Here is a 24195-nt window from a genome sequence, read left to right on the forward strand (position 1 = left end):
TCGCTACGCCGCTTTCGGCTGCTTTTCATAGAGGAAATGCAGGATCTGCTGGCGCATGTGGTGATAGCGGCTGTCGTCAGCCAGCTGCACCCGGTTACGCGGGCGCGGCAGGTCAACGTGCAGGATCTCCCCGACGGTCGCCGCCGGGCCGTTGGTCATCATCAGCACGCGATCGGAGAGCAGCACCGCCTCGTCCACGTCGTGGGTAATCAGCACGATTGTGGTGTTCAGCGCCTGCTGGATCTGCATCACCGAGTCCTGCAGATGGGCGCGCGTCAGCGCATCCAGCGCGCCGAAGGGTTCATCCATCAGCAGGACTTTCGGCTTCATCGCCAGCGCGCGGGCAATCCCGACGCGCTGCTTCATGCCGCCGGAGATCTCCCCCGGGCGCTTGTGCAAGGCGTGCCCCATCTGTACGCGGTCGAGGTTGTGCTCAATCCACTCCCGGCGCTCCGCCTTGCTCATGCTGTGGCGAAACACGTGATCTACCGCCAGGGCCACGTTGTCGAAGCAGGTGAGCCACGGTAGCAGCGAATGGTTCTGGAATACCACCGCGCGCTCCGGACCCGGCCCGGCAATTTCGCGGTTGTCGCAAATCAGCCCGCCTTCCGTCGGCAGCGTGATCCCAGCGATAAGATTAAGCAGCGTCGATTTACCGCAGCCGGAGTGCCCAATCAGGCTGACGGTTTCGCCCTCATGGATATCAAAGGAGACGTTCTGCAGCGCCAGAAATTCGCCGCTGGCGGTGGAAAAACGCTGGCTCACGGCCTGGACCTGGATTAATGGTTTCATGTTCGCTCCTTATTTTTCCTGCCAGCTAAAGCGACGGGCGATCAGCATCAGCCCCTGCTCGAGCAGCAGCCCGACCACGCCAATGATGACGATGGCGATGAGAATGTTTTCGACGTTGAGATTGTTCCACTCGTTCCAGATCCAGAAACCGATCCCTAAACCGCCGGTCAGCATCTCGGCGGCGACAATCACCAGCCAGGCGATGCCAATAGAGAGGCGCACCCCGGTCAGCACCGCGGGCAGCACCGCCGGGAAGAGAATGCGGCGCATGATGGTCCACTCTGAAAGCTGCAGCACCCGGGCGACGTTAAGGTAGTCCTGCGGAATACACCGCACGCCTTCGGCGGTGTTGATCACCATCGGCCAGATGGAGCAGATAAAAATGGTCCAGCTCGACGCGGGCTCCGCTTTCTGGAACAGCAGCAGGCCGATGGGCAGCCAGGCCAGCGGGCTAACCGGGCGTAACAGCGCGATCAGCGGGCCGAACATGCGCGAAAAAAAGGTGAAGCGGCCAATCAGGAAACCAAGCGGGATCCCGGCGAACGCGGCCAGGCCAAACCCCACCGCCACGCGCTGTAATGAGGCGAGCACGTTCCAGCCGATGCCCATGTCGTTTGGCCCGTCGCGATAAAACGGATCGGCAAACAGGGTAATAGCGGAATCGAGCGTGCTGAGCGGCGTCGGGAAACCTTTGCTGTTAATCGCCGCCAGCTGCCAGAGCACCACCAGCAGTCCCAGCCCCAGAAAAGCCGGAATGATGCGCTGAAGGATCGCGTTAATACGACGCACAAACGTCGGCGTACGGCGGCGAACCTGCACCGGAGGCAGGAGAATCACCTCTCCACTCTCCGGCGTCTCGTGTGATTTTGTCTTTTGCAGATGCTGCATAATCAGGCCCCTTTACGGTGAATGGCGAAACGGCTGGCGTATCCTTCCGGGTCGGTACCGTTCCAGACGGTGCCGTCCATCAATGTGCTGCTGCGTAGTGGTGAAGTCGGTGTGGTAATGCCCCCCACCGCCGTGGCTGCATCCTGCCAGACCGCCGTCTGGTTAATGCGCTGTGCGATGCCCGTATAGTCCGGGGCGGCTTTGAGCAAGCCCCAGCGGCGGAACTGGGTTAAGAACCACATGCCGTCGGAGTGATACGGGTAGCTGACGGCCCCCTCGTTGAAGAAGCGGATCGGGTGCGCGTCCTGCCAGCGCTGGCCCAGGCCGTTGTCGTACTCGCCGAGCATGCGTCCGGTGAGATACTGCTCTTTGCAGTTGAGCCACGCCCGGCGGGAGAGGATCTGCGCGGTTTCGCGTTTGTTTTCCGGGGAGGCCTCAATCCAGCGCGCCGCCTCCAGCACTGCGCTCACCAGCGCCCGGGCGGTGTGCGGATTTTTCTCCACCCAGTCGCGACGCGTCCCGAGGATTTTTTCCGGATGGTCGGCCCAGATAGACTGCGACGTGGCGGCGGTAAAACCGATGCGGTCGTTGATGGCACGCGCGTTCCACGGCTCGCCGACGCAAAAGCCGACCATGTTGCCAATGCGCATGTTCATCACCATCTGCGGCGGCGGCACCACCACCGTACGCACGTCGTCAAAGGGGTGAATGCCCGCGCTGGCCAGCCAGTAGTAGAGCCACATGGCGTGCGTCCCGGTCGGGAAGGTGTGCGCGAAGGTATAGGTGCCAGGCGCCTGCTGCCCAATCAGCTTTTTCAGCCCGTCAAGGTCACGAACGCCCTTCTCTGCCAAATCGCTGGAGAGCGTAATCGCCTGGCCGTTCTGGTTGAGGGTCATCAGGTTAGCCATCTGCTGTGGCTTGCCAGCGATGCCTAGCTCCAGTCCGTACAGCAGGCCGTAAAGAATGTGCGCGGCATCGAGTTCGCCCGCCACCAGCTTGTCGCGCACCGCCGCCCAACTCGCCTCTTTGGTGGGCAGGATGGTAATACCGTATTTTTTATCAAACCCTTTCAGCGCAGCGATAACCACCGGGGCACAGTCGGTCAGCGGGATAAACCCGATGCGCACTGTTTCCTGCTCCGGTTTATCCGAGCCTGCCGCCCATGCGGCCTGCATGACACCCGGCAACAGAATTGCACCACTCGCCAGCATGCTGGCCTGCAAAAAACGCCGTCTCGACAAATCCGCCATGACCACTCCTGAAAAAAAACCAAAAAAAAGCGCCCACGGTGCCGAAGCACCAGTGGACGCCTTTATCCCGAAGACGGATGCACCGCCGTTGGCGCATCGTCAAAAATGGTTAATCTGATAATGCAAAGTGAATGCCAGGTTTTAACACACTGTTTCTTGCGGTGCTTACCGTTCTTCCCTCGCCTTTACGCACCGCAAACAGGCATAAAATGCCCACTGACCGTGCAGCTACTCCTTTGGTGTTACCTGCCATACATTCTTCACCATGAGCAGCGCGCGGGCGATATCCACCATCCTTTGGTTCTTGTCCATCGCCATTTTGCGCAGCGCCGTCCAGGCCTGTTCCTCACTCATATTCTGGTGGGTCATCAGCACGCTCTTCGCTTTATCAATGATTTTGCGCTCTTCAAGCGTATCGCGCAGCGACGCAAGCTGACGTGAGAGCTGCTCTATCTCGCGCGCCTGCTGGCGAACCAGGGTAAGCAACGGTTTTTCCGGATAGCGGATCGGCGGATCATCCTGTTCATCGCCGGGGAGCGCGTACTCATCGTCACGGTGAATGCATTCGTCCACCGCGACCATCAGATCGGCGATGATCGTCTCCTCCAGCGTGCGCAGATGCTCAAGGCGCGCGGTTTGCAGAGCAAACCAGGCCAGTGCGGTAAGGCCGTTATCGGCGGCAGGCTGGCGGGTACAGGCCACGCGCCGGAGTTGCTCCGTTTCACGATCGGGCTGACAGTGCATTGAAAAGGTGGTCTGAACGTCAGTGGAGCTGTGTGAGAGAAAGATCTCAAAGCAGGCCTGCTGCCCGTCAATGCGGTCAACCAGCCTCTGACGAGTCACATCATCGAAAAAACCCTGCGTGAAGCCAATCGCCCCCAGCGCCCGCTCCTGTCCTGCCAGCTCTTTTCCCTGCATCAGGCTATAAAGCGCGACAAAACGTCCTGCGATTTGCGGATCGTCAATGCTGTCATTAAGCTGCGGCACGATACTGAGCAGATGGCGAAGCATGCGGGAGTAGTGTTCCATCGCCTGGGGTGCCGTTACAGTCTGCTGAATCACACCGTCACGCAGCGCGGGAAGTGTATCCAGGCTCAGGAGCGCGCCGCCGATGCGTTCACAGACGGCACTTCCTGGGATCGGCGACTGTGTTTCAAGAATGCCGTAAAGGGCAGCGAGGTTTTCATCCACCAGCGCCCGGCTGGCTTTGCATTCGGGGGCGTACAGCTTGCCCTGTGAGCAGAGCCAGACGTTGGACGCCCCGCGCTCGCACTGTAACATGTGCACCAGTTGGCTAATGCCGTGCACAAGCACACCCAGCTGTGCCAGCTTGCTGAACTGCTCCTGGCGCATCATCTTTGCGCGCGTGAGCCATTCGGCAGCGCCTGGCGAAATGCCTGCCATTAATATCATGCTTACTCTCCCGGACAGCGAAACTCCGGGAAATTAAGCAATATTCGTGCCTTTATAAGAACAGGAGTCAACATGCAGAAGATTGTGATCGTCGCCAACGGTGCGGCCTACGGGAGTGAATCGCTTTTTAACAGCCTGCGCCTGGCCATTGCGCTGCGCGAAAAAGAGAGTGACCTCGCGTTACGCCTCTTTTTAATGTCGGACGCGGTCACCGCCGGGCTGAAGGGACAAAAACCGGCCGAGGGCTATAACATTCAGCAGATGCTGGAGATCCTGACCGCGCAAAACGTGCCGGTGAAGCTGTGCAAAACCTGCACCGACGGGCGCGGTATCACCGGGCTGCCGCTGATTGATGGCGTAGAAATTGGTACGCTGGTTGAGCTGGCCGAGTGGACGCTGTCCGCGGATAAAGTATTAACTTTTTAATAATAAACCCGTAAAAATATTATTTTCTTATGGACGCGGTTTCAGCATCAAGTTTACCTGCGGGGTTGCCGATAGGCATGGAAACAACACAGCAGGTATTTCACTTATGTTCAGATCGATTCGTGCACGCATCATCGCGGCGACGGCAGGCTGTCTGGTCGTCGCCCTTCTCCTCAATACCGTTATTAACTTCCAGGTCACACGCCAGGATAACCAGCAGTCACAGCGCGATATCCTGACCAGCACCAGCGCCAGCCATAACATGGCGATTGCCGACTGGGTCAAAAGCAAGATGACGGTGATTGCCTCTGCCCAGACCGTTGCGCTGAGTGACGATCCGGTTCCGGTGTTTAAACAGCTTGCGCAGGCGGGTGGATTCACCAACGTTTATGTCGGCTACGCCAGCAAAACGGCGAAATTCTCTGAGCCCGCGGGTGTCCCGGCGGATTATGACCCGACCATTCGCCCCTGGTATCAGCAGGTGGTCAGCACGGACGGCCCGGTCGTCACCGCGCCTTACGTTGATGCGGGTACCGGTAAACTGGTGGTGACTTTCGCCGTGCCGGTGAAAGAGAATGGCGCCCTGAAAGCGGTGGTGGCGGGCGATGTGGCCATGGACAGCGTGGTGGCGAACGTGCGCGGGATCCATCCAACTCCGTCCAGCAGCGGCTTGCTTCTGAACAGTGACGGCAGCGTGATAGCGGCTAACGATCCGGCGCTGACGCTTAAACCGTTTGCTGAGACCATCAAAGGCATCGATTTTGCTGCGCTGAAAAGCGGTAACCTTGTCGACGGTACGCTTAACGACGTCGAAAAAACCTTCGTGGCGACAGCCGTGCCGGGCACAAACTGGCTGCTGGTCGTCGCCCTCGACAACGGTGACGCCACCTCCGGTATGCGTTCCCTGCTTAAGGCATCGGCGATTTCGCTGGTGATCCTGGCGCTGCTGAGCGCGGCCATTGTTCACCTCCTGATTGCCCGTCTGCTGAAGCGCCTGTCTGACATTCGCGACGCGATGCACAACATTGCCAACGGGACTAACGATCTGTCGCAGCGTCTGCCGGACAGCGGCGAGGACGAGGTGGCGCAGATTGCCCAGGCCTTTAATGCCTTCAGCGATAAGCTGTCGGTGGTGATGGTGCAGCTCCGCGATGCCAGCGAGTCGGTGAAAAACGCCGCCCAGGAGATTGCGGCGGGTAACCAGGATCTCTCCGGACGTACCGAGCAGGCGGCATCCAGCCTGCGCGAGACGGCCAGCGCCGTGGAGCAGATCACCGCCTCCGTGACTCAGTCGAACGAGTCGGCGGCAGAAGCGAACGACCAGGCGAGCAAGGCCTCTGCGGCCGCTGCGCGCGGCGGCGAAGTGGTATCCCAGGCGATCAGTACCATGCAGTCCATCGAAGTCGCGTCGGCTAAAATTGGCGACATCACCAGCGTGATTGACGGTATCGCGTTCCAGACCAACATTCTGGCGCTGAACGCCTCCGTCGAGGCGGCCCGTGCCGGGGAGCAGGGGCGCGGGTTTGCCGTGGTAGCAGGCGAAGTGCGTAACCTGGCGAGCCGTAGCGCCCAGGCGGCGAAAGAGATCAAATCGCTGATCGATTCCACCACCGACAGCGTGGCCACCGGCTCCCGCTACGTGCATCTGGCCGGGGAAAGCATGGACGAGATCCGCTCCAGCATCGGTAGCGTCTCCGGCATCATGCGCGAAATCTCCATCGCCACCAGCGAGCAGATGAAGGGTATTCACGAGATCAACCACGCGGTGACCCATCTCGACCGCATGGTCCAGCAGAACGCCGAGCTGGTGGTGCAATCCGCCGCCGCTGCGGGCGCCCTGCAGAGCCAGGCGGGCGACCTTGCTGAAACCGCCGGCCATTTCCGCATTTAATTTTCTCGCGGCGCGCGTTTAGCGGGTAAAACGCGCGCCAGCGGAAATTTTGAGGAATTTTGTCATTTTTGTTTAATCGTTATGCCATTTTTTGATCAAAATCAGCATCCCACACCCTCCCCTTTGGTGTTATGCCATGAGTGAATTGTGAACAACATCACGCTCGGATATGGCAGCAGGGAGAGCGTTGTTTAGGACTACGGGGTAAAAAATGGCACTGGTAAAAACAAGTTTGAAGCTGTTTGGCGGGGATACGGTTGTGGTGCGTTGCTCAGAGCGCTGTCGTATTCATCTCATGAGTGCGAAAGCACAAAAACAATCCCAGGCGGATATTCTGACCGTGCAGGACGATAAGGCCTGGCTTACCGTGCCATATACCGGCACGTGGGATGTGCTGATCGACAGCCACAGCCAGTCACTGGAGCATTCTGTCAGTTACGTAGCAGCATAACGTCAAACGCCCGGCAATCCGGGCGTATTTTCAGGCAAAACCCGGTCGCAGCGTGCCGTTGAGCGGGTTCCCTTCCAGCAGCGCCTTCACCTTCGCCACCAGCTCATTCAGACACTCGTCCTGCATGCCGAGGCGGGTCAACTCCTGATCGAGGGAGAAGAGATACTGCGCGTTAGTTCCCAGCGGTCCGCTGGCGGCAGCAATCAACGGGGCGATGACCTGCGTGCGGGTGTCCGCTTCATACAGCGGATGGCGCGGGTCCATGATAAACACCAGCGCATTGACGGTGCGTCCGTCGTCCAGCTCCAGCTTACACCAGCTCGGCATATAGCAGCCGGTGATCATCTCACGCTTCCAGAGCAGCGTAAGCTCCTCTTCCAGGGTGGCATCCGGGAGGCGATACGCCACGCCCGTGGTGCGCCCGCCCTCTTTCAGTGCAAGCATACGTCCTGGCTGGCACGCGCTGCCGCGTCCGGCCGTCAGACGCAGGCAAAATGCGCGGTGCCAGCCAGGCAGCGTTCCCGTTGCCGATTCGACAAATTCCAGAGCCGGGTTCCACATCAGTGAACCGTAGCCAAAAATCCATACCGGGCCATCATCCGGGCGGCAAGCAAGCGTGGCAGCAAGTGACGCCGCACGTTGTTCCGCTGACCAGAGAAGCGATTCCTCAATAGCACCAAATGCCGTCTTACAATCTGCCTTCATTAAGAAATCACGCGTTAACACTTTCCACCTCCGCCACTGCATGCTTCCTTGCGACATCTGTAATTCGCCTTCCCGGCATTATGTGCTGGTCATTTTGCCAGCAGTTAAATAACGATAAGCAATTAGCGGACCAGTTGCAATACAACGGCAGTTCAACCGCCTGAAAAGTCAAAATGAAGGCAGCGAATTATTTCACGGCTATTTCTTTTTGTGCCATTTATCGTCGTCTCCTTTTTCATATTCATGTTTTACGGCGGCCCAGGCGACTTTGTGTGCCGTCTCTTCACGACTGGCATCATCCCGGCGATCCTCCTTATCTTTGTACTGATCCCAGGCACTGTTAAACGCCTCTTTGTAGATATCCTGCGCGTGAGCGGGCAGCACGTTTTGCACGTTATCGGGTAATTCGCGTTTCGTTTTATATGGCATCACTCACCTCTCTTTTGCTTAAAGAGATAAGTGTGGACGACGATATGCCAGCGTGCCACCCGGTCTTAATTTATGGATTCACATTATCTTTAATTAATTGTTATTTAATAAATATTATGTAAAAACCGTCAATTACAGGAGTCAGGCATTAAATTTATGACAAAGGGTAAAATTAAGTAAAAAATTAAGGGTGTTTAACAGAGATCTGTTAATTTAATGCCCTCAAAAATCTATCTATAATTACAAGCACCTGCATTGATGGAGAAGCACATGACAGCAACACACGAGGCGGTAAAGACCCGCCACAAGGAGACGTCTCTCATTTTCCCGGTTCTGGCACTGGCTGTGCTGCTCTTCTGGGGAAGCAGTCAGTCACTGCCAGTGGTGGTTGGTATCAATATTCTTGCCCTGGTCGGTATTTTAACCAGCGCCTTTAGCGTCGTTCGCCATGCGGACGTACTGGCCCACCGTCTGGGCGAGCCCTACGGATCGTTAATTCTCAGCCTTTCCGTCGTTATTCTCGAAGTCAGCCTGATTTCCGCGCTCATGGCGACCGGCGATGCCGCGCCGACGCTGATGCGCGACACCCTTTACTCGATCATCATGATTGTGACGGGCGGCCTGGTGGGCTTCTCTCTGCTGCTGGGCGGGCGTAAATTCGCGACCCAGTATATGAACCTGTTCGGCATTAAACAGTATCTGATTGCCCTCTTCCCGCTGGCGATTATCGTGCTGGTCTTCCCGATGGCGCTGCCGGGTGCAAACTTCTCCACCGGTCAGGCGCTGCTGGTCGCGCTGATTTCCGCAGCCATGTACGGCGTGTTCCTGTTGATTCAGACCAAAACGCACCAGAGCCTGTTTGTGTATGAGCATGAAGACGACAGCGACGACGATGACCCGCACCACGGTAAGCCGTCGGCCCACAGCAGCGCGTGGCATACGGTTTGGCTGATCGTGCATCTGATTGCGGTGATTGCCGTCACCAAGATGAACGCCAACCCGCTGGAAACGCTGTTAACCGAGCTGAACGCGCCGGTAGCCTTTACCGGCTTCCTGGTGGCGCTGCTGATCCTGTCTCCTGAAGGGCTGGGCGCGCTGAAAGCCGTCTTAAACAATCAGGTACAGCGCGCAATGAACCTGTTCTTCGGCTCCGTGCTGGCGACCATTTCACTCACCGTGCCGGTGGTGACGCTGATTGCCTTTATGACCGGTAACGAGTTGCAGTTTGCGCTGGGCGCGCCGGAGATGATTGTGATGGTAGCCTCGTTGCTGCTGTGCCAGATTTCGTTCTCAACCGGGCGCACCAACGTGCTTAACGGGGCAGCGCATATGGCGCTGTTTGCGGCTTACTTGATGACAATTTTTGCGTAGCCTTTTTGCCCAGCGGCGCTTCGCTTGCAGGGCCTACGGGTTTTGTAGGCCGGGTAAGCAAAGCGCCACCCGGCAATATGCCCCATAAAAAAACCCGCCGAAGCGGGTTTTTTATTATTTGCTGGTATCCAGCTCGTCGAAGCTCTTCACCAGATCGTCAATCGCTTTAATCTGTTTCAGGAACGGCTCCAGCTTATCCAGCGGCAGCGCGGATGGGCCGTCGCATTTTGCGTTATCCGGATCCGGGTGCGATTCAATGAACAGACCCGCCAGACCGGTTGCCATACCGGCACGCGCCAGTTCGGTCACCTGAGCACGACGGCCACCGGACGCGGCGCCAAACGGGTCGCGGCACTGCAGCGCGTGGGTCACGTCGAAAATCACCGGAGACTGTCCGGAGACATTTTTCATCACGCTGAAGCCCAGCATGTCCACCACCAGGTTGTCGTAACCGAAGTTAGCGCCACGGTCGCACAGGATCACCTGATCGTTACCGCCTTCGATAAACTTATCGACGATGTTGCCCATCTGACCCGGGCTCACGAACTGTGGTTTTTTCACGTTGATCACGGCACCGGTTTTCGCCATCGCGGCAACCAGGTCGGTCTGGCGAGCCAGGAATGCCGGGAGCTGAATCACGTCAACCACGTCTGCCACCGGCTGCGCCTGAGAGGCTTCATGCACGTCAGTGATCACTTTCACGCCAAAGGTCTGCTTCAGCTCCTGGAAAATCTTCATCCCCTCTTCCAGGCCCGGGCCACGGTAAGAGTTGATGGAGGAGCGGTTGGCTTTGTCAAAAGAGGCTTTAAACACGTACGGGATGCCCAGCTTCTGGGTCACGGTCACGTAGTGCTCGCAGATACGCATGGCGAGGTCGCGGGATTCCAGCACGTTCATGCCGCCAAACAGCACGAAAGGCAGGTCGTTTGCTACCTTGATATCACCAATGCTAACCACTTTTTGTTTCATAGGATCGCCTTATTCAGGTGTGAATCGGAATTAAGATTAATGCAGTGTAATTTGCTTGTGCGAGATCGCGTTGATCTGCGCACGAATCATTTCGCTAATGGGGTCTTCCGGACACTGCTCAACGAAATAGCTCAGATCGTTTAGCGCCACGTGCTCACAGTCGAGCTGGGCATAGATCAGCCCGCGGTCGCGAATTTCGTACGGGTCTTCCGGATTAAACTGCAGCAGCACTTCGCTGGCGCGCAGGGCCAGCTCCATCTGACGCTCTTCCATTAACGCTGACTTCAGCGTATCGAGCAGCTTGCGGATCACTTCTGCGTTATCCGCCTCGTCGAGATCTTCGTTGAAGAGCTCAGCCACCGGGCTGATGTTGCCTTTCAGCCACACGTCCAGCGTATGTTCATCCAGCGTGTCGCCGTTGAAGGGATTAATGAGCCACATCTCGCCGTCCAGCCACTCCGCACGCAGGATCATCTGCGTCGGGAAAATGACCGGCACCAGCGGAATATCCAGGCGGTGTGCGACCCACAGTAAAATAGAGCCCAGCGCAACGGCGCTGCCCTGACGATTTTTTAAGACCTGGTCCAGCCATAATGCGTCAGACAGGCGATACACGCCCCGCGTGTCGCAGAAACCCCATTCGCCGTAGAAAAGCTCAAGCAGCTTCTCTAATTGCCAGTCTTGCGGGCGCGCCTGATTAATCTCTTCACGCGCCAGGCTGACCAGATTCTCCAGCTCATCGTAGACAAACTGCGACGTAAAATCGTCGCGAATCATCTCAGAAATCAGGATCATGCCATCGCAAAGCGGCACTTTATTAAATTCGAAATCGGCTAAGGACCTCATGACTTACCCCAGTAACGACCGAGCGCACAGCGACGCCCGGACGAGATAAAACTCAAAACGATGTAGATGATAACGCCAAACCGCCTTTCAGTCAGCCTTACGCCTTTATCAGTAAATGGCAGATAGCCTGCACTCATAGCCACTGCCCCAGCGTCAGGCGTTCGTTGCCGCCATAGTCCCGGCAGGTTTTGACGTCGGCGTAGCCCGCCTGGGTAAACAATGCCCGCACGCTTTCTCCCTGCGTCCAGCCATGCTCCACGAGAAGCCAGCCGCCGGAAAGTAAATGTTGTCGTGACATTGTCACGATGTGATCGAGGTCGGCTAAACCTTCCCTGGCGGCGACCAGCGCCGTCAGGGGTTCGAAGCGCACATCACCCTGCGCAAGGTGCGGATCATGCTCGTCAATATAGGGTGGGTTACTGACAATGATGCCGAACGTCTGGTTCTCCAGCGCGCTAAACCAGCTGCTTTGCAGCACCGTTACGTTGGTCAGGCCAAGACGTTCCACGTTGCGCTGCGCCAACGCCACCGCGTCGGGCATCACATCTACCGCCGTCACAGCGCAGTCGGGTCTTTCACTGGCGAGCGCCAGCGCGATGGCCCCGGTGCCTGTGCCGAGATCGAGAATGCGGCAGGCCGCCGCCGGTAAACGCGCCAGCGCCTGCTCGACCAGACATTCGGTGTCGGGACGCGGGATCAGCGTCGCCGCCGAGACGTAAAGCGGTAACGACCAGAACTCGCGCTCACCGACAAGGTGCGCCACCGGCTCGCCGTGCTTACGGCGGGCAAGCAGCGTGGCGAGCCGTGCTTCCTGCTCAGCGGTCAGTTCGGTTTCACCGAAGGCCAGCAGGTACGTGCGGGCTTTGCCCGTCACATGCTCAAGTAAAATTTCGGCATCGCGTTTCGGGCTTTCGCTTTCGGAAAGCTCACCGGCAGCCTCACGTAACCAGCGCTGAAAATCCATTATTCCTGCTCGGACAGTGCCGCCAGCTGGTCGGCCTGGTATTCCTGCACGATAGGCTCAATCAGCATATCCAGCTTGCCTTCCATCACTTCATCCAGACGATACAGCGTCAGGTTGATGCGGTGGTCGGTCACGCGCCCCTGCGGGAAGTTGTAGGTACGGTTACGGTCGCTGCGATCGCCGCTCCCCAGCAGGTTACGACGCGTTGACGCTTCCGCCTGCTGGCGTTTCGCCATTTCGGCCGCGTGGATGCGCGCACCCAGCACGGACAGCGCTTTGGCCTTGTTTTTATGCTGGGAACGTTCGTCCTGACACTCCACCACGATACCGGTTGGAAGGTGGGTAATACGGATGGCGGAGTCGGTGGTGTTAACGTGCTGACCACCCGCCCCGGAGGAGCGGAAGGTATCAATACGCAGGTCCGCCGGGTTGATGTCCGGCAGCTCCGCTTCCGGCAGCTCCGGCATCACCGCCACCGTACAGGCGGAGGTGTGGATACGGCCCTGAGATTCGGTGGCCGGAACGCGCTGCACGCGGTGACCGCCGGATTCAAACTTGAGACGACCGTATACGCCGTCGCCGCTGATCTTGGCGATAACCTCTTTGTAGCCACCGTGTTCGCCTTCGTTGGCGCTCATGATCTCCACGCGCCAGCGACGTGACTCGGCGTAGCGGCTGTACATGCGGAACAGATCCCCGGCAAACAGTGCCGCTTCGTCACCGCCGGTCCCGGCGCGGACTTCCACGAACGCGTTACGCTCGTCGTCCGGATCTTTTGGCAGCAGAAGCACCTGAAGCTGCTGCTCCATCTCCTCAGAACGCGCTTTCGCATCCTGCAACTCTTCCTGCGCCATCTCGCGCATTTCAGGATCGTCGAGCATCATCTGCGCGGTTTCGATATCTTCCTGAACCTGTCGCCAGTCGGTAAAGCATTTAGAAACATCACTTAACTGCGCGTATTCACGTGAGAGCGCGCGAAAACGCTCCTGGTCCGCAATGGTCCCGGCATCGCCGAGCAGCGCCTGGACTTCTTCATGGCGCTCGTGCAGAGCTTCCAGTTTAGCGACGATAGAAGGCTTCATAGGCGTAAGTGCACCTTGTCTTAGAAAATGGGTATAGGGCGCTATTCCAGCCCGAGGCTGTTGCGCAGAATAGTCAGGCGTTCATCATCCCCGTCACGGGCAGCCTGCTGAAGAGATTTGGTTGGCGCATGGATCAGGCGGTTGGTCAGTTTCCACGCCAGATCCTGCATAATTGCATGTGCGTCGCCGCCCTGCTCCAGGGCCGCTAACGCTTTGGCAGTCAGGTCGTCACGCACCTGCTCCGCCTGTCCGCGATACTCGCGGATGGTCTCGCTGACGCTTTGCGCGCGCAGCCAGGCCATAAACTCACTGGTTTCCTGCTCAACAATGGTTTCCGCCTGCACCGCCGCCGCTTTACGCTGGGCGAGGTTGTGCGAAATGATGCTTTGCAGGTCATCCACGCTGTAGAGGTAGGCGTTAGGCAGTTTGCCCACTTCCGGCTCAACATCGCGCGGGACGGCAATATCCACCAGCAGCATCGGCTGATTACGACGGGACTTCAGCGCACGCTCCACCATCCCTTTGCCGATAATCGGCAGCGGACTGGCGGTCGAGCTGATAATAATGTCCGCCTCTTTCAGACGTTCATCGATGTCGCTCAGGGCAACCACCTCTGCGCCCACTTCATCCGCCAGCACCTGCGCGCGTTCGCGGGTGCGGTTAGCGATAATCATCTTTTTCACTTTATGCTCGCGCAGATGGCGCGCCACAAGTTCGATGGTTTCGCCCGCGCCCACCAGCATCACGGTGACGGTGGAGAGGGATTCAAAGATTTGGCGCGCAAGGGTGCAGGCCGCGAAAGCAACGGAAACCGCACTGGCACCAATGTCGGTTTCGGTTCGCACACGCTTCGCCACGGAGAATGACTTCTGGAACATGCGCTCCAGCTCGCTGGCCTTCAGATGCCCTTTTTGCGAATCCGCAAAGGCTTTTTTCACCTGACCCAGAATTTGCGGTTCGCCGAGCACCAGCGAATCCAGCCCGCTGGCCACGCGCATCAGATGGCTGACGGCATCGTTGTCCTGATGCCAGTACAGGCTGTTGCGCAGCTCGTCTTCATTGAGATTGTGGTAGTCGCATAACCAGCGGATCAGCGCTTCGTGCAGGTTATCCTGCTCTTCCACGCTTAAATAGAGCTCGGTACGGTTGCACGTCGAGAGCACCACGCCACCCTGCACCATAGGCTGTGCAAGCAGGCTGTCCAGCGCCAGGTCGAGCGTATCTGGCGAAAACGTTACGCGTTCTCGCAGCGAAACCGGGGCCGTTTTGTGGTTGATGCCGAGTGCTAATAGGGTCATGTTGAGCGGGAGTAGTACCAGCGTTAATAAGGTTAGCAGAACGCATCATACAGGATGCGCGAGATCAATAAAAGAGACAGCCCCCTTTCGGAGTAATAGGTTACACAACGCTTTGAGATAATTTGAACGTAGACGGTAGCCCCCTTCGACGCTAGCATTAACAGTTATAACTGCAACGTATCTCAAGGATTTGTCCTCATTATGACCCGACTGATTCGCCTGCTGCCCCTGGCGGCACTGGTTCTGACCGCCTGTACCGTCACTCAACCAAAAGGCCCGGGCAAAAGCCCTGACTCGCCACAGTGGCGTCAGCACCAGCAGGACGTCCGTAATTTGAACCAGTACCAGACCCGCGGCGCGTTTGCTTATCTCTCAGATGAGCAAAAAGTGTATGCACGCTTCTTCTGGCAACAAACGGGTCAGGACAACTATCGCCTGCTGCTGCTGAACCCGCTGGGCAGCACCGAGCTGGAGCTTATCGCGAAACCGGGCGAAGCGCAGATCACCGATAACAAAGGCCAGCACTACACCGCAACCGATGCCGAAGAGATGATTGGCAAGCTGACCGGAATGCCTATCCCGCTCAACAGCCTGCGCCAGTGGATCCTCGGCCTGCCGGGTGACGCCACCGACTATACCCTGGACGATCAATATCGTCTGAGCCAGGTGAACTACACCCAGAACGGCAAAACCTGGAAAGTGGTGTACAGCGACTATGACAGCAAGAGTAAACCGTCGCTGCCATCGAATATGGAACTGACCCAGGGCAGCCAGCGCATCAAGCTGAAAATGGACAACTGGATCGTTAAATGATGACCCACTGGCCCTCTCCGGCAAAACTGAATCTGTTTTTATACATTACCGGCCAGCGCGCTGACGGCTATCACACCCTGCAGACGCTGTTTCAGTTTATTGACTATGGCGACACGATCTCCATTGAACTGCGCCAGGACGGGCAGATTTGCCTCCTGACGCCAGTCGACGGCGTGGCGCATGAGGACAACCTGATTGTGCGCGCCGCGCGTCTGCTGATGAACGCCGCAGCGGAATCAGGTCGTCTGCCTGCGGGAAGCGGTGCGGATATTCGTATCGAGAAACGTCTGCCGATGGGCGGCGGTCTGGGCGGCGGCTCATCTAACGCCGCCACGGTGCTGGTTGCCCTGAACCACCTCTGGGGCTGCGGGCTGTCGCAGGACGAACTTGCCGCCCTGGGCTTGACGCTGGGCGCGGATGTTCCGGTGTTTGTTCGCGGTCATGCGGCCTTTGCCGAGGGCGTGGGGGAAATCCTCTCCCCGGTCAACCCGCCGGAAAAATGGTATCTGGTTGCTCACCCCGGCGTGAGCATTCCGACCCCGGTCATCTTTAAAGATCCTGACCTGAAAAGAAATACCCCGATTCGGTCAATAGAAACGTTATTAAATTGTGAATTCAGCAACGATTGCGAGGATATCGCAAGAAAACGTTTTCGCGAGGTTGATGCGGTGCTTTCCTGGCTGTTAGAATACGCGCCGTCGCGCCTGACTGGTACAGGGGCCTGTGTCTTTGCTGAATTTGACACCGAATCCGCCGCTCGTCAGGTGCTTGAGCAAGCGCCGGTTTGGCTGCATGGTTTTGTAGCGCGTGGGATGAACATTTCCCCCCTACAGCAGGCCATTCTGGCGCAGACTGAGTTTCGGTGACAACGTCACCCTGTTCCAGACGTTGCATCGCGCTCTTTAATACACCGCCTGGATAGCCTTTGCCTGGCCCGCACAGTTTACGGCGAACGCTATCCACCACTGGACGCATGCCTGAGGTTCTTCTCGTGCCTGATATGAAGCTTTTTGCTGGTAACGCCACCCCGGAACTAGCACAACGTATTGCCAACCGCCTGTACACTTCCCTCGGCGACGCCGCCGTAGGTCGCTTTAGCGACGGCGAAGTCAGCGTACAAATCAACGAAAATGTACGCGGTGGTGATATTTTCATCATCCAGTCCACCTGTGCTCCAACGAACGACAACCTGATGGAACTGGTTGTTATGGTCGACGCCCTGCGTCGCGCTTCCGCAGGCCGTATCACTGCTGTAATCCCTTACTTCGGCTATGCCCGCCAGGACCGTCGCGTCCGTTCCGCGCGTGTGCCAATTACCGCGAAAGTTGTCGCTGACTTCCTGTCCAGCGTTGGCGTTGACCGCGTACTGACCGTTGACCTGCACGCAGAGCAGATCCAGGGCTTCTTCGACGTCCCGGTTGATAACGTATTCGGCAGCCCAATCCTGCTGGAAGACATGCTGCAGCTGAACCTGGATAACCCAATCGTGGTTTCTCCGGACATCGGCGGCGTGGTACGTGCCCGTGCTATCGCTAAGCTGCTGAACGATACCGACATGGCGATCATCGACAAACGTCGTCCGCGCGCTAACGTTTCTCAGGTGATGCACATCATCGGTGACGTGGCTGGCCGCGACTGCGTGCTGGTTGACGACATGATCGATACCGGCGGTACGCTGTGTAAAGCGGCTGAAGCGCTGAAAGAGCGTGGTGCCAAGCGCGTATTCGCGTACGCGACCCACCCGATCTTCTCCGGCAATGCCGTAAACAACCTGCGCAACTCCGTGATTGACGAAGTTGTGGTATGCGATACCATCCCACTGAGCGACGAGATCAAGGCACTGCCAAACGTGCGTACCCTGACCCTGTCCGGGATGCTGGCAGAAGCGATTCGTCGTATCAGCAACGAAGAATCCATCTCTGCAATGTTCGAACACTGATCGAGCACGGCCAAAAAACCCGCTGCGGCGGGTTTTTTTGTCTCTGGGTTTTATTTGTATGATTAATGCCTCCTTCACCTGCCATTCATATGACAGATGATGCGCATACGGATGATAGATAATTGTGAAAAACGTAGCCTCCTCACATGTTCTGCCCTTTCGCGCCCTCATCGACGCCTGCTGGAAAGAGAAGTACACCTCCTCACGCTTTGTGCGTGACCTGATTGCCGGGATCACCGTCGGCATTATTGCCATCCCGCTGGCGATGGCGCTGGCGATTGGCAGCGGCGTTGCGCCGCAGTACGGCCTGTACACCTCAGCCGTGGCCGGGATCGTCATCGCTCTGACCGGTGGCTCGCGCTTCAGCGTCTCCGGCCCGACTGCCGCCTTTGTGGTGATCCTCTACCCCGTTTCACAGCAGTTTGGTCTGGCAGGCCTGCTGGTCGCCACCCTGATGTCCGGGGTCTTTTTAATTCTGTTTGGCCTGGCCCGTTTTGGGCGGCTGATTGAGTACATCCCCCTTTCCGTGACGCTGGGGTTCACCTCGGGGATTGGGATCACCATCGGAACCATGCAGATCAAGGATTTCCTCGGCCTGCAAATGGCTCACGTCCCTGAACACTATCTGCAAAAAGTGGGCGCGCTGTTTATGGCGCTGCCGACGGCCAACCTCGGCGACGCCGCCATCGGGATGGTGACGCTGGGCACGCTGATCGTCTGGCCTCGTCTGGGCATTCGACTGCCGGGCCATCTGCCCGCGCTGCTGTTGGGCTGCGCGGTGATGGCTATCGTGAATATGTTCGGTGGTCATGTCGCGACTATCGGCTCACAGTTCCACTATGTTCTGGCGGACGGTTCACAGGGCAGCGGCATTCCGCAACTGTTGCCGCAGCTGGTGCTGCCGTGGGATATGCCCGGCTCCAGCTTTACCTTAAGCTGGGATTCCCTGCGCGCCCTGCTTCCCGCCGCGTTCTCGATGGCGATGCTGGGGGCGATTGAATCCCTGCTCTGCGCCGTCGTTCTGGACGGGATGACCGGCACCAAGCACAAAGCTAACAGCGAACTGGTCGGTCAGGGATTGGGGAACCTCGTTGCGCCGTTCTTTGGCGGTATTACCGCAACGGCAGCCATCGCCCGTTCCGCGGCCAACGTGCGCGCGGGGGCAACGTCACCCGTTTCGGCAGTTATCCATTCCGTACTGGTGATCCTCGCACTGCTGATCCTCGCCCCGCTGCTCTCCTGGCTACCGCTTTCCGCCATGGCCGCCCTGCTACTGATGGTGGCCTGGAACATGAGTGAGGCGCACAAGGTGGTGAACCTGCTGCGTCGTGCGCCGAAAGACGACATCATTGTGATGCTGATCTGTATGTCGCTGACCGTGCTGTTCGATATGGTCATCGCCATCAGCGTCGGGATCGTGCTGGCGTCCCTGCTGTTTATGCGCCGTATCGCGCAGATGACGCGCCTCTCCCCGGTCAACGTAGAGGTGCCTGACGATGTGCTGGTTCTGCGCGTGATTGGCCCGCTGTTCTTCGCCGCGGCGGAAGGTTTGTTCAGCGATCTGGAGTCCCGCATCGCGGGCAAGCGGATTGTGGTGCTGAAATGGGATGCCGTACCGGTGCTGGATGCGGGCGGACTGGACGCCTTCCAGCGCTTTGTGAAACGTCTGCCGGAAGGCTGCGAGCTGCGGGTGAGTAACCTCGAATTCCAGCCCCTGCGCACCATGGCGCGGGCGGGCGTGCAGCCGATCCCTGGCCGCCTTGCCTTTTATCCTAACCGTGAAGCCGCGTTAGCGGATCTGTGAGCCGCCTGATGCAGAGGAACGTCTCTGCATCATCACCCCAATCGCCTGCTGAAGCCACCCAAGCACGGCAGGCGTCATCCATGTTCCCTTCATCAGATGCGGCTCCTGCTGCATGGCCGTGCGAAACTTTTGCTGGGTCTCCGGGCTGGTGCCTGCATACGACTGGAATAACGCCAGCCAGTTTTCAGCCAGCTTTTGCGCCTCCTCCGAGGCAGGATCGATATTCTCCCGCTGCGCCTGATGCAGTTTTGCCACCAGCGGCGGCCACTCCATCATGCGGTCAAAGTAGTGCTTCCGGGTAAAGGCCATCTCCTCGGCGCAAAGATATTTTTCCCAGATAATCAGCTTCGACTCGGCGAACGCTCGCGTAATGTAATCGGTCATTTCCGGCGTGATGCCGGTCTGCACTTGCATCTGTGGCTCCACGCTGTGCATCTCGTTCAGCCGGGTGAGAAACTCCGGCTTGCCCGCCGTGTCCTGCTCCAGGCGTTCCATCCAGCGCGTCGCCAGGGCCATCGCCCGCGGGTCCGTGACGGGTATGTGCTGTTTCAACAGCGTGTTTGCCTCCGCAACCAGCCCTGACCAGATGGCCGCCAGCGCATCCTTCTGCACCGCAAACGGCAGCTGCTGTAACTCTTCTTTGCTAAACCAGCGATCGTACATATTCATTAACTCCAGAGTCTGTAGCCAGGATTCCAGATCCGGCGTCGCATCGTTGAGCAGCCCGGTGCGCAGTTCGACCAGTCGGTCGCGCAGCGTATGTATGCTGCGCAGCTGTTTATCCAGCAGCGTGATTTGCGCATCGAGTAACTCAGTTAAGGACAGCGACTCCTGTTCCAGGAAATCCCTGATTTCAGCAAGTTCCAGCCCCGCCTTTGCCAGCGCCTGGATCATATGCAGACGCTGAACATCCGCCAGGTTGTAGAGCCGGTAACCTGCTGCGCTTCTGGCAGAAGGCAGCAACAACCCTGTTTGCTCATAGTGATGCAATGTGCGTACGGTGATCCCGGCCCGTTTCGCCAGCTCACCCACCTGAATCAACATAACTGCTCCTTTTACTTTGCCAGTGCCGCTACTCTGGAGCCTTACGTTACGTGAGGGTCAACCCTTGATGCAAAAAAAACGACTCCCTGAGGAGCCGTTTCGGTATTCTTTAACGTAGCGTCAGCTGTGCTTATGCTGATCGCGACGACAGCGTTTGTCGTAGTGACGCACCCACCAGTATTTGTCACACACTTCCTCATGGCCGCTCACGCGTGCTCCCGCCAGCCACAACACTGCACCAATGAAGATGCTCAATATCGCACCATGCGCAAAGTATTGCGGGAGATCAAGCTGCGGCAGTTGGTTTAAAATTGAATAACCCACGCCGGCTACCATCACGAACAGCCCCAACCCCATCAGCACGTTACCGAGTAACGAAGCGTTTTTGCGTTTCATGTGTCACCTCCGGAACTTTGGGTTGTCAGGGGAAAAGCCCCTAATCCTTGTGTGTAAAGTATAGACAACGCCCCTTTTATGAGTTGCGTGAATGATCACAATTACAGATAACTCCCAAACAAAAGTTTACAAATAACACGTTGAACAGCTTGAAATTCTAATTGTTCAGATAAGTAATTATTCGTATTTCGCTGCGACGATCGCAGAATTTTGTCAAGCGGCGCGCCAGACAGTAAACTACGCGCCAGATCTGGAACCCATTAGGAATTGAATCGTGACGATTAAACTGATTGTCGGCCTCGCCAACCCGGGCGCAGAATATGCGGCTACCCGCCACAATGCCGGGGCATGGTACGTCGATCTGCTGGCCGAGCGGTTACGTGCTCCCCTGCGTGAAGAACCTAAATTCTTCGGGTATACCTCACGTATCAACCTTGCTGGCGCGGACGTTCGCTTACTGGTGCCTACCACCTTTATGAATCTGAGCGGTAAAGCCGTGGCGGCGATGGCAACGTTTTATCGCATTAATCCGGATGAAATTCTGGTCGCCCACGATGAGCTGGATCTTCCCCCTGGCGTGGCAAAATTCAAGCTGGGCGGCGGGCACGGCGGCCACAACGGCCTAAAAGACATCATCAGCAAGCTGGGCAATAACCCGAATTTCCACCGTTTGCGCGTGGGAATCGGCCATCCGGGCGATAAAAACAAAGTTGTCGGTTTCGTGCTCGGTAAGCCACCGGTTTCTGAGCAGAAACTGATTGACGAGGCGGTAGACGAGGCGGCACGCTGCACGGAAATCTGGCTGAAAGACGGCTTAACCAAAGCGACAAACCGCTTACACGCTTTCAAAGCGCAATAATCCGCCCGATACGGCTTTTTTACCGCGCGTCATGCGGGTTACGTGTATAATAGGCGTAGTTATTTACTTTTCATCAATCGGTTATCGTTAACGGATTGATTATCAAGATATTAAGGTGATTTAGAAATGGGATTCAAATGCGGTATCGTCGGTCTGCCAAACGTGGGCAAATCCACCCTGTTTAACGCGCTTACCAAAGCGGGTATCGAAGCGGCGAACTTCCCGTTCTGTACCATCGAACCTAACACCGGCGTTGTGCCAATGCCTGATCCGCGTCTGGACCAGCTCGCGGAAATCGTGAAGCCGCAGCGCATTCTGCCAACCACCATGGAATTCGTGGACATCGCGGGCCTGGTAAAAGGCGCATCCAAAGGCGAAGGTCTGGGTAACCAGTTCCTGACCAACATTCGTGAAACCGAAGCGATCGGCCACGTTGTGCGCTGCTTCGAGAACGACAACATCATCCACGTTAACAACAAAGTGGATCCGGCTGACGACATCGACGTTATCAACACCGAGCTGGCGCTCTCTGACCTCGACACCTGCGAACGCGCGATTCACCGCGTGCAGAAGAAAGCCAAAGGTGGCGACAAGGACGCGAAAGCGGAACTGGCTGCGCTGGAAAAATGCCTGCCACAGCTTGAAAACGCCGGCATGCTGCGCGCGCTGAAAAACCTGACTGACGAAGACAAAGCGGCGATCAAATACCTGAGCTTCCTGACCCTGAAGCCAACCATGTACATCGCCAACGTTAACGAAGACGGTTTCGAGAACAACCCGTACCTGGACAAAGTGCGTGAAATCGCCGCGGCGGAAGGTTCTGTGGTTGTGGCGGTTTGCGCGGCCGTTGAATCCGACATCGCCGAGCTGGACGACGCCGACCGTGAAGAGTTCATGGCCGAGCTGGGTCTGGAAGAGCCGGGTCTGAACCGCGTGATCCGCGCGGGCTATGAGCTGCTGAACCTGCAAACCTACTTCACCGCTGGCGTGAAGGAAGTGCGTGCGTGGACCATCCCTGTGGGTGCGACTGCGCCTCAGGCTGCTGGTAAGATCCATACCGACTTCGAGAAAGGCTTTATTCGTGCGCAGACTATCGCGTTTGAAGACTTCATCACCTACAAGGGTGAGCAAGGCGCGAAAGAAGCAGGCAAGATGCGAGCAGAAGGGAAAGATTACATCGTTAAAGATGGCGATGTGATGAACTTCTTGTTTAACGTCTGATTTGTTTTGAATGAAAAAAATCCACGCTTTGGCGTGGATTTTTTTTAAGTTAACGAACTTAAGCCCTCTTGCGCAGATAGAACTCAAGGTATTTTTTAGGTCTATCCTGAAATGCTCGTTCTTTGCCGTAATTATAAGCATCGTTAAAATATTTATACGCTTCATCGAATTGATTAAGCTCGTAACAGACCATACCCAGGTCGATTAATGGTGCAGTGTCTATATCCGATCCACGTGTCCGTAATGTCGTCTCTCCCCATTTCTTTGCCTCAACGTAATCCGCGAGATCAAAATATGCGCTGTAAATGCATGCAGAGATCCAGTTAGCAAGTTCCGATTCGGACTTTGGCTCAGGAAGAGCTTGCCAGGCCTTTTGGTATTGTTCTAAAGCCTCGGCGTATTTTTGGTTGTCGTGAAACTCGTTTCCTTGTTCAACAAAGGAGTTAATTTCGGATTCAATTTTTGGGTCTTTAAGGTCATTCATGGAACAATGCTCCTTCATTGGAAATATTAGGATTTTTACTGTGGGCCAATAAAATCGGCGGAATCATTATATCTATCAGGTAGCAGAGTTCCCTGAGACCGGTTGTGGCCATAATATTCAAGCGACAGTAAAGACGTCCCTACGATGCAGTCTGCTGAGACAGTTATACTCGCTGCGGGTGCTCAGCCTCCATGGGGGCTTTCTCAGAGTGGAGTTGTTCGTCGCAAGTATGCTGACAGCTTAATGAGGCCAAGGGTGAGCAAGGTGCGAAAAAAAACAACCCAGATGCGTGCAGAAGGAAAAAAGAATATTGTCAAAAAAAGCTACGTACTAACCTAATTGTTTAATATTTGCTTTTTTGGATGAAAAAATCTAAGCCAAGGTGCATATTTTCATTCAGAGATAAATCCCCTCTTCTAAAGAGTTTTTAGTAAACGTTGCTTTAGTAAAGGAAATTAGAATATCTGAACCTTGCTTTTTATATTTAACTTCATAACTGCCAGGTTTTAAACTAATAAACTCACCTGATATAGCATCTGAGTCATCAGGCTCAAGATCTCCACCCGTGACATCCTCTCCCGCCCCAATAAAAACCTTTCCAGAAGGTACCTTTAGAAATAGCACCCCGGTATACTCATCAACATCATGTTTAATATGGACCTTATAGGCGCCATCATCTCCAAGATTGAGAAATAATACATTCCCTTTATTTATTTCTTCAAGTTCATCTTCTGGAAGACTCCACCAATCTACATCATCATTAATTCTATGCTTTAATGACATCAAATCATAAATAACTAATGCGGCAGTATCTGTTTGTATGCTTATGATTTTTCTCATTGCGTAAGCAAAAGGCCGGA

25 protein-coding genes and 1 pseudogene are annotated in these 24195 nt (G+C 56.4%); 10 read left to right on the plus strand and 16 right to left on the minus strand.

Annotation, left to right across the window (positions count from 1 at the left end; all coding sequences use genetic code 11):
* Positions 1-3 precede the first annotated feature (3 nt).
* The 4 genes from V1572_RS15895 to nasR all read right to left on the minus strand — a co-directional run bounded on the left by V1572_RS15895 (position 4) and on the right by nasR (position 4343).
* Positions 4-792 (minus strand): ABC transporter ATP-binding protein, encoded by a 789-nt coding sequence (locus tag V1572_RS15895; protein ID WP_021240347.1) that lies wholly within the window; start codon positions 790-792, stop codon positions 4-6.
* Positions 793-801: 9 nt separating this feature from the next.
* Positions 802-1680, minus strand: a complete 879-nt coding sequence (gene ntrB, locus V1572_RS15900; RefSeq protein ID WP_045908981.1) for a nitrate ABC transporter permease — start codon at positions 1678-1680, stop codon at positions 802-804.
* Between the two features lie 2 nt (positions 1681-1682).
* Positions 1683-2930, minus strand: coding sequence for a CmpA/NrtA family ABC transporter substrate-binding protein (locus V1572_RS15905; protein WP_045908982.1), 1248 nt, complete (start codon positions 2928-2930; stop codon positions 1683-1685).
* 228 nt (positions 2931-3158) lie between these two features.
* A complete protein-coding gene (nasR, locus tag V1572_RS15910) occupies positions 3159-4343 on the minus strand; it encodes a nitrate regulatory protein NasR (RefSeq protein WP_045908983.1) in 1185 nt (394 codons plus the stop codon).
* 72 nt (positions 4344-4415) lie between these two features.
* Between nasR and V1572_RS15915 the strand changes: the two genes are divergently transcribed.
* The 3 genes from V1572_RS15915 to V1572_RS15925 all read left to right on the plus strand — a co-directional run bounded on the left by V1572_RS15915 (position 4416) and on the right by V1572_RS15925 (position 7111).
* Positions 4416-4769, plus strand: coding sequence for a DsrE/DsrF/TusD sulfur relay family protein (locus V1572_RS15915; protein ID WP_008499522.1), 354 nt, complete (start codon positions 4416-4418; stop codon positions 4767-4769).
* A 106-nt stretch (positions 4770-4875) separates the two neighbouring features.
* A complete protein-coding gene (locus V1572_RS15920) occupies positions 4876-6660 on the plus strand; it encodes a methyl-accepting chemotaxis protein (protein ID WP_008499521.1) in 1785 nt (594 codons plus the stop codon).
* A 211-nt stretch (positions 6661-6871) separates the two neighbouring features.
* Positions 6872-7111: a DUF1883 domain-containing protein gene (locus tag V1572_RS15925; protein WP_013096243.1), complete on the plus strand. Its 240-nt coding sequence runs from the start codon at positions 6872-6874 to the stop codon at positions 7109-7111.
* 30 nt (positions 7112-7141) lie between these two features.
* Here the strand turns inward: V1572_RS15925 and V1572_RS15930 are convergent, their stop codons facing one another.
* Both V1572_RS15930 and chaB read right to left on the minus strand, forming a co-directional pair.
* Positions 7142-7837: a gamma-glutamylcyclotransferase gene (locus V1572_RS15930; RefSeq protein ID WP_048223647.1), complete on the minus strand. Its 696-nt coding sequence runs from the start codon at positions 7835-7837 to the stop codon at positions 7142-7144.
* Between the two features lie 177 nt (positions 7838-8014).
* Positions 8015-8245 (minus strand): putative cation transport regulator ChaB, encoded by a 231-nt coding sequence (gene chaB / locus V1572_RS15935; RefSeq protein ID WP_045908986.1) that lies wholly within the window; start codon positions 8243-8245, stop codon positions 8015-8017.
* Between the two features lie 270 nt (positions 8246-8515).
* Here chaB and chaA point away from each other — a divergent pair, with 270 nt between their 5' ends.
* A complete protein-coding gene (chaA, locus tag V1572_RS15940) occupies positions 8516-9616 on the plus strand; it encodes a sodium-potassium/proton antiporter ChaA (protein ID WP_045908987.1) in 1101 nt (366 codons plus the stop codon).
* Positions 9617-9730: 114 nt separating this feature from the next.
* Here the strand turns inward: chaA and kdsA are convergent, their stop codons facing one another.
* The 6 genes and pseudogenes from kdsA to hemA form a co-directional block, all read right to left on the minus strand.
* Positions 9731-10585: a 3-deoxy-8-phosphooctulonate synthase gene (gene kdsA, locus V1572_RS15945; protein WP_395299366.1), complete on the minus strand. Its 855-nt coding sequence runs from the start codon at positions 10583-10585 to the stop codon at positions 9731-9733.
* Between the two features lie 36 nt (positions 10586-10621).
* Positions 10622-11431 carry an invasion regulator SirB1 gene (gene sirB1, locus V1572_RS15950; RefSeq protein ID WP_024907069.1) on the minus strand — a complete coding sequence of 270 codons (810 nt, stop codon included), beginning with the start codon at positions 11429-11431 and terminating at the stop codon, positions 10622-10624.
* A 29-nt stretch (positions 11432-11460) separates the two neighbouring features.
* Positions 11461-11583: pseudogene (locus V1572_RS15955) on the minus strand (siroheme synthase); the annotation flags it as partial.
* Positions 11565-12395 carry a peptide chain release factor N(5)-glutamine methyltransferase gene (prmC, locus tag V1572_RS15960; RefSeq protein ID WP_395299367.1) on the minus strand — a complete coding sequence of 277 codons (831 nt, stop codon included), beginning with the start codon at positions 12393-12395 and terminating at the stop codon, positions 11565-11567. The gene prmC and the pseudogene V1572_RS15955, both read right to left, overlap by 19 nt.
* Positions 12395-13477, minus strand: coding sequence for a peptide chain release factor 1 (gene prfA, locus V1572_RS15965; RefSeq protein ID WP_021240360.1), 1083 nt, complete (start codon positions 13475-13477; stop codon positions 12395-12397). The genes prmC and prfA overlap by 1 nt, the downstream gene beginning before the upstream one ends.
* A gap of 41 nt (positions 13478-13518) precedes the next feature.
* Positions 13519-14775: a glutamyl-tRNA reductase gene (hemA, locus tag V1572_RS15970; RefSeq protein WP_024907067.1), complete on the minus strand. Its 1257-nt coding sequence runs from the start codon at positions 14773-14775 to the stop codon at positions 13519-13521.
* A 201-nt stretch (positions 14776-14976) separates the two neighbouring features.
* On the opposite strand from hemA, the gene lolB reads away from it, so the two are divergent.
* From lolB to dauA, 4 genes are all read left to right on the plus strand, one after another.
* On the plus strand, positions 14977-15588 hold the full coding sequence (gene lolB, locus V1572_RS15975) for a lipoprotein insertase outer membrane protein LolB (RefSeq protein WP_063621904.1): 612 nt from the start codon (positions 14977-14979) through the stop codon (positions 15586-15588).
* Positions 15585-16454 (plus strand): 4-(cytidine 5'-diphospho)-2-C-methyl-D-erythritol kinase, encoded by an 870-nt coding sequence (gene ispE / locus V1572_RS15980; RefSeq protein WP_167211156.1) that lies wholly within the window; start codon positions 15585-15587, stop codon positions 16452-16454. The genes lolB and ispE overlap by 4 nt, the downstream gene beginning before the upstream one ends.
* A gap of 125 nt (positions 16455-16579) precedes the next feature.
* The gene (gene prs, locus V1572_RS15985; protein WP_003856663.1) at positions 16580-17527 is read left to right on the plus strand and encodes a ribose-phosphate diphosphokinase; all 948 of its coding nucleotides are present in this window, start codon (positions 16580-16582) and stop codon (positions 17525-17527) included.
* 124 nt (positions 17528-17651) lie between these two features.
* The gene (gene dauA, locus V1572_RS15990) at positions 17652-19331 is read left to right on the plus strand and encodes a C4-dicarboxylic acid transporter DauA (protein WP_063621908.1); all 1680 of its coding nucleotides are present in this window, start codon (positions 17652-17654) and stop codon (positions 19329-19331) included.
* Here dauA and V1572_RS15995 read toward each other — a convergent pair.
* Both V1572_RS15995 and ychH read right to left on the minus strand, forming a co-directional pair.
* The gene (locus tag V1572_RS15995; RefSeq protein ID WP_395299368.1) at positions 19317-20375 is read right to left on the minus strand and encodes a MerR family transcriptional regulator; all 1059 of its coding nucleotides are present in this window, start codon (positions 20373-20375) and stop codon (positions 19317-19319) included. The genes dauA and V1572_RS15995 overlap by 15 nt on opposite strands.
* 120 nt (positions 20376-20495) lie before the next feature.
* Positions 20496-20771 carry a stress-induced protein YchH gene (ychH, locus tag V1572_RS16000; RefSeq protein WP_024907062.1) on the minus strand — a complete coding sequence of 92 codons (276 nt, stop codon included), beginning with the start codon at positions 20769-20771 and terminating at the stop codon, positions 20496-20498.
* Positions 20772-21045: 274 nt separating this feature from the next.
* Here ychH and pth point away from each other — a divergent pair, with 274 nt between their 5' ends.
* On the plus strand, positions 21046-21630 hold the full coding sequence (gene pth / locus V1572_RS16005) for an aminoacyl-tRNA hydrolase (RefSeq protein WP_023336005.1): 585 nt from the start codon (positions 21046-21048) through the stop codon (positions 21628-21630).
* 126 nt (positions 21631-21756) lie between these two features.
* Positions 21757-22851: a redox-regulated ATPase YchF gene (ychF, locus tag V1572_RS16010; protein WP_003856650.1), complete on the plus strand. Its 1095-nt coding sequence runs from the start codon at positions 21757-21759 to the stop codon at positions 22849-22851.
* A gap of 58 nt (positions 22852-22909) precedes the next feature.
* On the opposite strand, the gene V1572_RS16015 is transcribed toward ychF, so the two are convergent.
* Both V1572_RS16015 and V1572_RS16020 read right to left on the minus strand, forming a co-directional pair.
* A complete protein-coding gene (locus V1572_RS16015; protein ID WP_395299369.1) occupies positions 22910-23335 on the minus strand; it encodes a hypothetical protein in 426 nt (141 codons plus the stop codon).
* 396 nt (positions 23336-23731) lie between these two features.
* A complete protein-coding gene (locus V1572_RS16020) occupies positions 23732-24175 on the minus strand; it encodes a DUF6386 family protein (RefSeq protein ID WP_048029736.1) in 444 nt (147 codons plus the stop codon).
* Positions 24176-24195 lie beyond the last annotated feature (20 nt).

The organism is Enterobacter quasiroggenkampii (genome assembly GCF_043972695.1).
In the GTDB taxonomy this organism is placed as follows: Bacteria; Pseudomonadota; Gammaproteobacteria; order Enterobacterales; family Enterobacteriaceae; genus Enterobacter; species Enterobacter quasiroggenkampii.

Bases quoted from the DNA above. Each gene is read 5' to 3' on its own strand.
- V1572_RS15895 (WP_021240347.1), bottom strand. From the start codon at position 792: ATGAAACCATTAATCCAGGTCCAGGCCGTGAGCCAGCGTTTTTCCACC.
- ntrB (WP_045908981.1), bottom strand. From the start codon at position 1,680: ATGCAGCATCTGCAAAAGACAAAATCACACGAGACGCCGGAGAGTGGA.
- V1572_RS15905 (WP_045908982.1), bottom strand. From the start codon at position 2,930: ATGGCGGATTTGTCGAGACGGCGTTTTTTGCAGGCCAGCATGCTGGCG.
- nasR (WP_045908983.1), bottom strand. From the start codon at position 4,343: ATGATATTAATGGCAGGCATTTCGCCAGGCGCTGCCGAATGGCTCACG.
- V1572_RS15915 (WP_008499522.1), top strand. From the start codon at position 4,416: ATGCAGAAGATTGTGATCGTCGCCAACGGTGCGGCCTACGGGAGTGAA.
- V1572_RS15920 (WP_008499521.1), top strand. From the start codon at position 4,876: ATGTTCAGATCGATTCGTGCACGCATCATCGCGGCGACGGCAGGCTGT.
- V1572_RS15925 (WP_013096243.1), top strand. From the start codon at position 6,872: ATGGCACTGGTAAAAACAAGTTTGAAGCTGTTTGGCGGGGATACGGTT.
- chaB (WP_045908986.1), bottom strand. From the start codon at position 8,245: ATGCCATATAAAACGAAACGCGAATTACCCGATAACGTGCAAAACGTG.
- chaA (WP_045908987.1), top strand. From the start codon at position 8,516: ATGACAGCAACACACGAGGCGGTAAAGACCCGCCACAAGGAGACGTCT.
- kdsA (WP_395299366.1), bottom strand. From the start codon at position 10,585: ATGAAACAAAAAGTGGTTAGCATTGGTGATATCAAGGTAGCAAACGAC.
- sirB1 (WP_024907069.1), bottom strand. From the start codon at position 11,431: ATGAGGTCCTTAGCCGATTTCGAATTTAATAAAGTGCCGCTTTGCGAT.
- prmC (WP_395299367.1), bottom strand. From the start codon at position 12,395: ATGGATTTTCAGCGCTGGTTACGTGAGGCTGCCGGTGAGCTTTCCGAA.
- prfA (WP_021240360.1), bottom strand. From the start codon at position 13,477: ATGAAGCCTTCTATCGTCGCTAAACTGGAAGCTCTGCACGAGCGCCAT.
- hemA (WP_024907067.1), bottom strand. From the start codon at position 14,775: ATGACCCTATTAGCACTCGGCATCAACCACAAAACGGCCCCGGTTTCG.
- lolB (WP_063621904.1), top strand. From the start codon at position 14,977: ATGACCCGACTGATTCGCCTGCTGCCCCTGGCGGCACTGGTTCTGACC.
- ispE (WP_167211156.1), top strand. From the start codon at position 15,585: ATGATGACCCACTGGCCCTCTCCGGCAAAACTGAATCTGTTTTTATAC.
- V1572_RS15995 (WP_395299368.1), bottom strand. From the start codon at position 20,375: ATGTTGATTCAGGTGGGTGAGCTGGCGAAACGGGCCGGGATCACCGTA.
- ychH (WP_024907062.1), bottom strand. From the start codon at position 20,771: ATGAAACGCAAAAACGCTTCGTTACTCGGTAACGTGCTGATGGGGTTG.
- ychF (WP_003856650.1), top strand. From the start codon at position 21,757: ATGGGATTCAAATGCGGTATCGTCGGTCTGCCAAACGTGGGCAAATCC.
- V1572_RS16015 (WP_395299369.1), bottom strand. From the start codon at position 23,335: ATGAATGACCTTAAAGACCCAAAAATTGAATCCGAAATTAACTCCTTT.
- V1572_RS16020 (WP_048029736.1), bottom strand. From the start codon at position 24,175: ATGAGAAAAATCATAAGCATACAAACAGATACTGCCGCATTAGTTATT.